Source organism: Phyllobacterium sp. P5_D12 (assembly GCF_054049495.1).
The window spans coordinates 1-10,628 of record NZ_JBFUMG010000118.1 but is presented as its reverse complement, the minus strand read 5'-3'; the positions used below and the strand labels follow the sequence as shown (position 1 = coordinate 10,628).

General features: G+C 57.2%; 10 protein-coding genes. 6 read left to right on the top strand and 4 right to left on the bottom strand.

Annotated features, from left to right (window positions below; translation table 11 throughout):
• The 3 genes from ACXJ5O_RS10450 to ACXJ5O_RS10440 form a co-directional block, all read right to left on the bottom strand.
• A partial coding sequence (locus tag ACXJ5O_RS10450; RefSeq protein WP_457299835.1) for a S49 family peptidase occupies positions 1-818 on the bottom strand: 818 nt, incomplete at its 3' end.
• Between the two features lie 72 nt (positions 819-890).
• Positions 891-1,661 carry a tRNA1(Val) (adenine(37)-N6)-methyltransferase gene (locus tag ACXJ5O_RS10445; protein WP_457299834.1) on the bottom strand — a complete coding sequence of 257 codons (771 nt, stop codon included), beginning with the start codon at positions 1,659-1,661 and terminating at the stop codon, positions 891-893.
• A gap of 3 nt (positions 1,662-1,664) precedes the next feature.
• A complete protein-coding gene (locus ACXJ5O_RS10440; RefSeq protein ID WP_112525794.1) occupies positions 1,665-1,886 on the bottom strand; it encodes a putative signal transducing protein in 222 nt (73 codons plus the stop codon).
• 347 nt (positions 1,887-2,233) lie between these two features.
• On the opposite strand from ACXJ5O_RS10440, the gene ACXJ5O_RS10435 reads away from it, so the two are divergent.
• From ACXJ5O_RS10435 to glyS, 4 genes are all read left to right on the top strand, one after another.
• Positions 2,234-3,250, top strand: coding sequence for a polyprenyl synthetase family protein (locus tag ACXJ5O_RS10435; protein WP_457299833.1), 1,017 nt, complete (start codon positions 2,234-2,236; stop codon positions 3,248-3,250).
• 134 nt (positions 3,251-3,384) lie between these two features.
• Positions 3,385-5,187, top strand: a complete 1,803-nt coding sequence (locus ACXJ5O_RS10430; RefSeq protein ID WP_457299832.1) for a tetratricopeptide repeat protein — start codon at positions 3,385-3,387, stop codon at positions 5,185-5,187.
• A 102-nt stretch (positions 5,188-5,289) separates the two neighbouring features.
• Positions 5,290-6,225 (top strand): glycine--tRNA ligase subunit alpha, encoded by a 936-nt coding sequence (locus ACXJ5O_RS10425; protein WP_457299836.1) that lies wholly within the window; start codon positions 5,290-5,292, stop codon positions 6,223-6,225.
• On the top strand, positions 6,225-8,519 hold the full coding sequence (gene glyS, locus ACXJ5O_RS10420) for a glycine--tRNA ligase subunit beta (protein WP_457299831.1): 2,295 nt from the start codon (positions 6,225-6,227) through the stop codon (positions 8,517-8,519). Before ACXJ5O_RS10425 ends, glyS begins: the two co-directional genes overlap by 1 nt.
• Before the next feature lie 33 nt (positions 8,520-8,552).
• On the opposite strand, the gene ACXJ5O_RS10415 is transcribed toward glyS, so the two are convergent.
• Positions 8,553-8,930, bottom strand: a complete 378-nt coding sequence (locus tag ACXJ5O_RS10415; protein ID WP_457299830.1) for a hypothetical protein — start codon at positions 8,928-8,930, stop codon at positions 8,553-8,555.
• Between the two features lie 171 nt (positions 8,931-9,101).
• Here ACXJ5O_RS10415 and ACXJ5O_RS10410 point away from each other — a divergent pair, with 171 nt between their 5' ends.
• Positions 9,102-10,094, top strand: a complete 993-nt coding sequence (locus ACXJ5O_RS10410; RefSeq protein WP_457299829.1) for an L-threonylcarbamoyladenylate synthase — start codon at positions 9,102-9,104, stop codon at positions 10,092-10,094.
• A partial coding sequence (locus ACXJ5O_RS10405; protein WP_457299828.1) for an FAD-binding oxidoreductase occupies positions 10,091-10,628 on the top strand: 538 nt, incomplete at its 3' end. The genes ACXJ5O_RS10410 and ACXJ5O_RS10405, both read left to right, overlap by 4 nt.

The following is a 10,628-nucleotide window of genomic DNA, read 5'->3' as shown; positions in this document are numbered from 1 at the left end:
GCGCTGACCACACCATTGGCCAGATTGGCTCCAAGCACCTCAATTCTGGTTTCGGTAGACGGAATCTTGCGTCCGAACATGCCCCGTGGCTGCGTGATCAATTTTAGCCGGGTCTTTGGGCCGTATTGTGACTGAAGATAAGATCTTATATCGCCAAGACCATCGACAAGTCCAAGTTCAACGCCGCGCGTCCCTGTCCAGAACAGACCCGTGAACAGGTCGGGATTATCGCTCAGTTTCTCTCCCCGGCGTTCCTTGACGAGATTGATGAAAGTCTCGTGGATTTCGAGCTGAAGCGCCTTCAAATGCTCGATATCTTCCTTGTTTTCGGGCCGGAACGGATCAAGCGTTGCCTTGTTTTTTCCCGCTGTATGGACGCGGCGCTCAACGCCTATTTTCTTGATGAGTTCTGTGAATCCGAAACTTGCCGAGACGACGCCAATGGAACCGACGATGGAGGAGGGGTCGGCGATGATTTCATCGCCGGCTACAGCGATCATATAGCCTCCCGAGGCCGCGACGTCCTCGACGAACATGTAGACTTTCTTGTTCTTCTCCGTGGCCAGATCGCGAATGCGCCGGTAGATCAGACGCGATTGAACTGGCGATCCACCCGGGGAATTGATGGAGATTGCCACGGCAGGTGCGTCTTTTTCTGCGAAAGCCTTCTCCAGGACAGCCGCCGTCGATGCAAGCGAGAGATTTTGCCGGAAGGGACCGCCGCCAGACATGATTACGCCGTGCAAGCGAACAACCGGAATTTCCTGATAGTCGGGGCGCCAGCGACGGGGCAATAGTTTCCGGATAAATCGAGCCAAGCGTGTCTCCTGTGGCTATGTGTTGTCAGAACCATGTAGGCCACATGCAGGAAATCACAATGGGATCAAAGTCTAAAAAAGCGACGCCAATCCATTATTGATGGCAATTGCCCGCTCGGTGAATGCATTTCCGGTTTCATGGTGCAAGACAAGGGCAGGATAYAGCGAGAGTCCCGCGCGGCTTCCCCTGATACCCTTTATGACGATGCGAATGGCGGCGTCCTGCGGTCTTGGCTGCACGGGAACGATGGTCAGCCCGCCAAAGCGTCCCTCAAGCGCATCGAGCAAATCCGTTATCGATGTTGGCCGCGCGATGATCCCGATCGATCCGCCGGGCTTCACGATGGCCGCCGCCGTCCTCACCCATTTTTCCATCATGTCCTTGGTCATGACATGCGCCTCCGCCTTTACCGGATCGGGCGTCGCACGGTCGCTAGGCTGGTTGAAGGGTGGGTTCATGATGGCGAAATCAAAGCTGTTGTCGGCAAGTCCGGCGGCAATACGTGCCTTGCCTGTCAATGTTACATCTGACTGGATTACGTCGGCACGCCCGGAAAATTCGCTGTTTTCAGGCAGCGCCAGCGAGTTGCGCGCAAAGTCAGCCATGAAGTCCGATCGTTCGATCAAGACGGCAGTTGAGCCATTGCAGCGGGAGAGCACCGCAAGGCCTGCGGCACCGGCACCGGCGCCAAGATCGGCGACCCGCCCGGTAAAATCAGTCGGCACCATGCTGGCGAGGATCATCGCGTCCACACCGGAACGGTGCCCCTTTGCAGCGGGTTGCAACAGGTAAAATCTGCCGCGATGAAACGCGTCCTTCGTCTGTGAGGCGTCGGCGGGCATAAGTCAGTCGCGAAGCTCCTGTTCGATACCGGCGTCTATGAGCAATTGTCGCACTTCTTTTTCGCGGTCGCCATCAACCATGATTCGGCGCCCGAGAATACCAAGCGAACCCTCGAGAATGCTCATGTTCGAATCGGCAACGAAGTGGTTTATCTTCGCTTCCTTCAGCAGTGATTCGACAAAAGAGATTAAAACCGGATCGTTTGTACGCAGTATTTCAATCATTTTGACTACCGTTGCAGGGTAGCGCAAAGCGCCTTGCCCTGATTGTATGAAGCAGTGCATGGCCTTATCACGAATTTGTCACCCTAGTGGTCCGATTCTGACATTCGCATCCCATTTTTGCAGGCCGCTCTTTGCGAATGCCAGAATCAAAGGACCACTAGCAAGTTATTGGTTTCTAGTGGAACCTTGAATTTGACATTTGAGCATGAGCATTGCTGCCCCGCAGGACTCAAATGTCAAATTCGTTCCACTAGTACAAATTTTGCGCGCCAATTCGCCGCTTGCGGGTTACAGGCTCTCAAAATAAGGTGTCGCCGCATCAGGCCAGAACCGCAGGGAGTTTCGTTTTGGGCGTCGTTGTCAGTCTTGACGATAAGAAAAACAATACCGGATCGGTACAGCCGCTGATCGATTTGACCGGCGCCGATATGGCCCGCGTCAACGAACTCATCCTGTCGAAAGCCGGCTCTGACGTCGAGATGATTCCGGAGGTTGCGAACCACCTGATCTCTTCCGGCGGCAAGCGTTTGCGCCCGATGATCACGCTCGCCGCTGCCCGCATGTTCGGCTACCACGGCGATGGCCATGTCAAGCTTGCGACCAGCGTCGAATTCATGCACACGGCGACATTGCTGCACGACGATGTTGTCGACGAAAGCGATCTGCGCCGGGGAAAGCGCACGGCACGCATGATCTGGGGCAACCAGGCGAGCGTTCTGGTTGGTGATTTTCTCTTGGGCCAGGCTTTCAAGATGATGGTCGATGTCGGCTCGCTGGACGCACTTGATGTGCTCGCGACGTCGGCGTCGGTGATTGCCGAAGGCGAAGTAATGCAGCTTGCAGCTGCGAAAAATCTCGAAACCACCGAAGACGAATATCTTGCCGTCATCAAGGCGAAGACAGCAGCGCTTTTTTCTGCGGCCGCCGAAGTCGGACCCATCATCGCTTCCGCATCACGGACCGACCGCCAGKCGCTGCGTTCGTATGGGCTCAATCTGGGGCTCGCCTTCCAGCTTGTCGATGATGCCCTCGACTATGGTGGGAACGCCAAAGACCTTGGGAAGAATACTGGCGATGATTTTCGTGAGGGCAAGATTACCCTGCCGGTGGTCCTCACCTACCGGCGAGGAACGGCGGAAGAGCGGCTTTTCTGGAAACAGGCGCTGGAAAACGGTGCAAATGACGACAAGGGCCTGGAAAAAGCCAAAGGATTGATGACGCGCTATGGTGCATTGAGTGATACAATACAGCGCGCCCGGCATTTTGGCGGCATCGCCCGGGATGCACTCGCTCCACTCGATCAGTCGCCGCAGAAGGATGCGCTTCTCGAAGTCATCGACTTTTGCATCAGCCGGGTCAATTGATGGGTTCTTACGCTGCGTAAAGGCCCAAAACTCGGAACATTCGATCAACCTTGAGCGAAAACCGTAAAAAGGCCATGGTTTCCTTGAGGATTCGGACAATCATCTCAATTCGGGAACACAAAGAGGGTTTTGTTATGCAGCGTAGTAAATTGCTTGGCTCGGTCATGGGCGCAACGCTCGCTGCGTTAACGGTGGGAGCTGCGTCAGCTCAGGCCGCGACCAACAACGCACCGACATTGAATGCCGGCACTCTTTCCGGCGCGTTCCTTTCCGCGCGTACCGCAGAACGCAGCAATGACTTCGACAGCGCCATCTCTTTCTACCGGCAAGCGCTGGCGTATGATCCGAATAACACGGAGCTGCGCCAGAGCCTGATGCTGGTGCTGTTGACCAATGGACAGTTCAAGCAAGCACTGCCGTTGGCAGAGGAACTGAAGGCCGTTCCGGAAATCGAACGGTTTTCGCGGCTGGCTCTCGGTATTGATGCCCTTAACAGGAAACAATACCGGCAGGTCGACACCCTGATGATGCTGTCGCTCCAGTCCGATCTTGACCGCATGATAACCGGGCTGGTTGCTGCTTGGGCCAAGGCGGGCGCTGGCAAGCCGAATGAAGCGCTTTCGATGATCGACAAGTTGCAGGGGCCGGAAGGTTTCACACTGTTCAAGACGTACAATTCCGCACTGATCGCGGATATGGCGGGCCAGAAGGATAAGGCTGCAACGTTCTACCAGAGCGCGATCGACGACAAGACAAATGTTGCGGCAGCACCCGACACCTATGAACGTCTCGTCGAAGCCTATGCGTCATTCAAGATGCGATCGGGCGATAAGGACGGTGCCCAAGCCTTGGTCAAGGAAGCCTCGGAAGTGCTCTCCGGCCGCATGGTGCTCGCTGAATTCGGCAAGCAGATTGCTGATGGCAAGACGGTAAAACCACTCATACAAACGCCGCAACAGGGCGCGGCCGAGGTGCTTTATACGGTGGCGACAGCCATCAACCGCAATGGCGGCGAAGCCTTCTCGAAGCTCTATTTGCAGATGTCCTTGCCACTTCGCCCAGATCATGACGCGAYGCTGTACCAGCTCGGCGACATCAGCGCGAAGCTGGAACAGTCAGACAAGGCGATCGACTATTTCGGCAAGATTTCTGCGGATTCTCCCTATAGCCGCGATGCCGAGATGCAACTCGCCATCAATCTGGCGATCCTGAAGCGCAATGACGAGGCCATCCAGCACCTCAATGGCCTGCTCAAGAGCCAACCCGAAGATATGCGTACCTATCTCGCGATCGGGAGCATCTATTCGCAAGACAAGAATTATCAGAAGGCCGCCGAAACCTACGATCAGGCTGTCGCAGCGCTGAAGGAGCCGACTCGTACCGACTGGACGATTTTCTATCAACGCGGGATCGCCTACGAGCGCCTGAAGCAATGGGACAAGGCCGAGCCGAATTTCCTCAAGGCGCTTGAACTTTATCCGGACCAGCCGCAGGTGCTGAACTATCTCGGCTATTCGTGGATCGACATGAATACCAAACTCGAGCAGGGGCTTGATCTGATCAAGAAGGYCGTCGCAGCGCGTCCACAGGACGGTTACATCGTTGATTCCCTTGGCTGGGCCTACTACCGCCTTGGCCGTTACGATGATGCGGTGACGCAGCTTGAGCAGGCCGTGAAACTACGGGCGGAAGATGCGACGATCAACGACCATCTGGGCGATGCCTATTGGCGGGCCGGCCGCAAACTGGAAGCAACGTTCCAATGGGCGCACGCACGGGATTCCAAGCCCGACCCTGAAGATCTGGTCAAGATCGAGGAAAAGCTGAAGAACGGCCTTCCCGATGATAAGGACCCGGGCGTCGCCAAGAATGGCCCCGATGTACCGAAGCCACCTGTTGCACCAGCGCCCGCAGCGGCTCCCGACAAGAAGGGCTGACTGCTTGGTTCTACTTGACCGGCTGGAGTGCAGGTCTTAGGACGTGCACTCCGTTCCTAGTTGTCAAAGGCCCATGCGGTGACCGTTTCACTCCCCGATCATATGCAGCCGACCCGCTCGTTTCAGGGTCTGATCCTCACGCTTCACAATTATTGGGCGGAGAATGGCTGCGTCATTTTACAGCCCTACGACATGGAAGTCGGCGCCGGCACGTTCCATCCGGCAACGACGCTGCGCTCGCTTGGACCAAAGCCATGGAAGGCAGCCTATGTGCAGCCTTCGCGCCGCCCCAMGGACGGYCGCTACGGYGAAAACCCSAACCGSCTGCAGCACTATTACCAGTACCAGGTGATCATGAAGCCATCGCCGCCCAACCTGCAGGAGCTTTATCTCGGCTCTCTGCGGGCGATCGGGCTCGATCCGCTGCTGCACGATATCCGTTTTGTCGAGGATGACTGGGAGAGCCCGACCCTCGGTGCCTGGGGCCTTGGCTGGGAATGCTGGTGCGACGGCATGGAAGTTTCGCAATTCACCTATTTCCAGCAGGTCTGCGGCATCGAATGCGCCCCGGTTTCCGGTGAGTTGACCTACGGTCTCGAACGGCTAGCCATGTATGTGCAGGGTGTCGACAATGTCTACGACCTGAACTTCAATGGCCTCGAAGGCGATGAAAAAGTCACCTATGGCGATGTATTCCTGCAAGCCGAGCAGGAATACTCGCGGCACAATTTCGAGCACGCCAACACTGCTATTCTGCTGCGGCATTTCGAGGATGCCGAAGCCGAGTGCGAGGCGCTCCTGCGCGCTGGCGCTCCCAAGGCGGGTGACAACAGCCCGCTGCACAAGATGGTCCTGCCCGCTTACGACCAATGCATCAAGGCCTCGCATGCCTTCAATCTTCTCGATGCGCGCGGTGTCATTTCGGTCACCGAGCGCCAGAGCTATATTCTGCGGGTCCGCAACCTTGCGCGGCAATGCGGCGAGGCCTTCCTGCTGACGGAAGCCGGCGGCGCCAATCTTAAAAGCGAGTCCGTGTAATGCCTGATCTTTTGCTCGAACTTCGCTCGGAAGAAATACCAGCGCGCATGCAGCGCAAGGCCGCGGGCGACCTGAAAAAGCTCGTGACCGACGCGTTGGTCGAGGCAGGTCTCACCTATGAGGCCGCAGGCGACTATTGGACGCCGCGACGCCTGACGCTGGACATACGTGGGCTGAACGCGCGTTCCAAGGACGTGCATGAGGATCGCAAGGGCCCCAGCGTCACCGCTCCCGATCAGGCGATTGCAGGCTTCCTGCGCTCTGCGGGCCTTGCCGATATATCCGAGGCGCACGTCCATACCGATCCAAAGAAGGGCGATTTCTATGTCGCTCATCTGACCAAGCCCGGCCGCGCCGCTGAAGAGATCATCGCGGAAATCATGCCGAAGATCATTGCGGCGTTTCCCTGGCCGAAATCCATGCGTTGGGGTAGGGCATCGTCAAAGCCTGGCAGCCTGCRCTGGGTGCGTCCGCTGCAATCGATCGTCTGCACCTTCGGTCCCGAAACCGAAGAGCCCGTTGTTGTCGACTTCGAGATCGATGGTTTACGCGCCGGCAATGTCACCTATGGCCATCGCTTTTTGAGCGACGGCCAACCGATCACTGTTCGCCGTTTCGACGACTACGTCGCCAAGCTTGAAAAAGCCAAGGTCGTTCTGGACGCCGACCGCCGCAAGGAAATCATCCTGTCGGACGCACAGAATATCGCATTCGCGTCCGGTCTTGAGCTGGTCGAAGACGATGCGCTTCTCGAAGAAGTGTCGGGCCTGGTTGAATGGCCGGTTGTGCTCATGGGCGAGTTTGAGGAAGAGTTTCTGGCTATTCCACCAGAAGTCATCCGCCTGACGATCAAGACGAACCAGAAATGCTTCGTCACGCGCAAACAGGGCGAAAGCGACAGGCTGTCCAACAAGTTCATTCTCGTTTCCAATATAGAGGCGACAGATGGCGGCCGTGAGATCGCCCACGGCAATGGCAAAGTCGTGCGTGCGCGCCTTTCCGACGCACTTTACTTCTGGAACACTGATCAGCACGATCTGCCGGATATGCACACCCTGGCGCCTGCCGCGATCAAGTTCGATCTTGATCTCAAGAAGCCGCTTGACCAGCGCATGGCGCGGCTCGATGCGCTGAATGTCACCTTCCATGCCAAGCTCGGCACACAGGGCGAACGCGTCACGCGGATCAAGAATCTTGCGCGTGAAATCGCCCCGCTGGTTGGCGCTGATCCAGCGCTTGCAATGCGCGCCGCTGTTCTCGCGAAGGCGGATCTTACGACCGAAATCGTCGGCGAATTTCCGGAGCTGCAGGGCGGCATGGGCCGCAAATATGCGTTGCTGCAGAAGGAGCATCCTTCCGTCGCGGCTGCTATCGAGGAACACTACAAGCCGCAAGGTCCCTCCGATTTTGTGCCAGCCGATCCGGTTTCTGTCGCTGTTGCCCTCGCCGACAAGTTCGACACACTCGTCGGCTTCTGGTCCATCGACGAAAAGCCGACCGGCTCGAAAGATCCTTTCGCGCTGCGACGTGCGGCACTCGGCGTCATACGCCTGCTTCTTTCCAGCGAATGGAAAATCGAACTGTTGCCATTGTTTCAATCGGCGTTCATTCAGCTCCGCGTAGAAAAGATCGAACAGCGCATCGAGCACTTCGAGGAAGGCCAAGCGGCCCAGGGTACGGGCGACGTCGACGGCGAGGAGGATGTCATCAACGCCATCTCCGGCTTCGAGAAGCGAATACGCGGCCAGCTTTCCGAGCGGTCCCAGCCCATTCTCCTCGACCTGCTCGGCTTCTTCCACGAGCGTCTGAAAGTACACCTTCGCGAACTCGGTGCCCGCCACGATCTGATCGACGCGGTGTTGACGGAAGGCGCTGACAATCTGTTGCTGATCGCACGCCGGGTCGAAGCGCTCGTGGTCTTTCTCAATACGGAAGACGGCAAGAACCTTCTTGCCGGCACCAAGCGTGCCGCCAACATCTTAAGCGCTGAGGAAAAGAAGGGAACGCCGATTTCCCCGGTTGTCGACGCCGCGCTTTTCGCACTGGAAGAAGAGCGGGAACTTTCAGCGGCGGTGAATCAAGCTGAGAGCCAGGCGGCGCAAGCGATTCAAAACGAAGACTTTTCCGGCGCCATGATCGCACTTAGCGCTTTACGTGAACCGGTTGATTCATTCTTTGAGAAAGTGCTGGTTAACGACGACAATCCGGACATTCGCGCAAACCGTCTGGCGTTGCTCTCCCGCATCAGGACAGCAACGAACACGGTTGCGGATTTCTCAAAAATCGCGGGATAACAGGAAGATAGGCGCTGCTGTTCGCGCGCCTGTCTATTGCACGCCGGCGCGCAGCGGCGTTTCACCAACATCGGCAATAACCTTTTCAGGTGCCGGCTGGCCGGGTTGCACAAGCGGCGCTGCATTGGCGGCCATCATCGAGTCGGATTGTGTACCGTTGCCCTGGAGACGCGCCATATACTGGCGCGAACGTTCGCGCCTTTCAGCGTAGGCTTTCAGCTTGGCTGCCTCTTTTGCCTTTTGCGCCAGGCAAGGTGAGCAGAGCGGATTGCCGTTTGCATCGAAGCTGTCATAGCCGACATATGAGACGGAATTTGGCTTGGCCGACACGCTGACTTCGTCGATCGAGCCAGCTTGGGCGGATACCGAGAATAGGGCAATCGTCGTTGCGGCAATGATTTGGCGAAGCATGGCAAACCCGTCCCTGTTCTTTTCTTGGCCGACTGTTAACAGCGATTTATTGCCAAGCCTTGTTCAGGATGGATTCAATTTTATGCATGATGTCATTCGGCGTGTTCATCAGCATATACTTGCAGCAAGTGTTCTCCATCGTGTAGGCAATGCTCGCGATCGGAGAAAGCCTTGGCACTAATCCTTGCAGCAGATGAGCAAGCAATCCTGACGGCAGCTTCTACGCTTGCCGAAGGCAAGCTCGTCGCCATTCCCACCGAGACCGTTTACGGACTTGCGGCCGATGCCACCAATGGCGATGCGGTGGCCAGAATTTTCGAAGCGAAGGGCAGGCCGCATTTCAACCCGCTGATCTGTCATATCTCCGATGTCGCGATGGCGGAACGCTACGCCCTGATCGATCCTCTATCGCGGCGCTTGATCGATGCGTTCTGGCCGGGCCCGCTCACACTGGTCCTTCCGTTGAAGCCGGACGCCAGAATTCATCCCCTCGTGGTGGCAGGTCTGGATAGCATAGCCCTGCGAATGCCGCGCGGGATTGCCGGAAAGATCATCGCGAAGCTCGATAGGCCCCTCGCGGCTCCGAGCGCCAATACGTCTGGAAAGATCAGCGGCACGAGTGCTGAAGCCGTCGCCGACGATCTTGGTCAAAAGATTGCGCTCATCCTCGATGCCGGGCCATCGGAAGTCGGACTGGAATCGACGATCGTCAAAGTGCACGGGGATGCAGTTTTGTTGTTGCGTCCGGGCGGGCTTGCTGCCGAAGACATAGAGGCCGTTATCGGCCACAAGCTGAAACGCCTGGATCAGCGTGCCGCCATTCAGGCGCCGGGCATGATGACGTCGCATTATGCGCCGTCGGCGAGCGTCCGGCTCAATGTGCATGAGGTGCGGGAAGGGGAGTGCCTGCTTGCTTTCGGTCCGGTGCGTGCCATGGATGTGGAAGTTGCTTCGGCCAGCCTCAACCTCAGCGAGACCGGTAATTTGCGCGAGGCCGCTGCTAACCTTTTCGACTTCATGAAACGCCTAGACAGCCTCGGCGGCACGGTGATCGCTGTTGAGCCCATTCCCTTCAACGGACTGGGCGAGGCCATCAATGACCGGCTCGTCCGTGCTGCCGCGCCCCGCTCGCTTTCGACTGACGAGATGGAACAGATAAAATGACCCTGACACTGGAATTGATCGAACGCTTTACGGCGATTGTCGGTGAGAAGTATGCGCTGCGCGATAAACAGGACATTGAACCTTATCTCGTGGAGCCACGCGATAAGTTCGGTGGCAAGACATCACTGGTGTTGCGTCCCGCGCAGGTTGAAGAAGTTTCGGCCATTCTCAAACTGGCAACTGAAACCGGCACGGCCATTATTCCCCAAGGCGGCAATACGGGCCTTGTGGGGGGACAGGTACCTGATGAAAGCGGCGACCAGATCATCCTGTCGCTATCCCGGTTAAACGTGATTCGTTCCATCGACACATCGGGTAACCTTGCCATCGTTGAGGCCGGCGTCGTCTTGCAAAAGTTGCAGGAAGCGGCTGAACAGGCTGGTCGCTTATTTCCCTTATCGCTCGGCTCGGAAGGCTCGTGCCAGATTGGCGGCAATCTCTCGTCCAATGCGGGTGGAACCGCCGTGCTGGCCTACGGAAATACGCGCGAACTCTGTCTTGGGGTAGAGGTTGTGCTTCCCACGGGCGAAATCC

What these genes read in the sequence shown, in the direction of transcription:
- ACXJ5O_RS10440 (WP_112525794.1), bottom strand. Translation starts at nt 1,886, where the DNA reads ATGATTGAAATACTGCGTACAAACGATCCGGTTTTAATCTCTTTTGTC.
- ACXJ5O_RS10415 (WP_457299830.1), bottom strand. Translation starts at nt 8,930, where the DNA reads ATGCTTCGCCAAATCATTGCCGCAACGACGATTGCCCTATTCTCGGTA.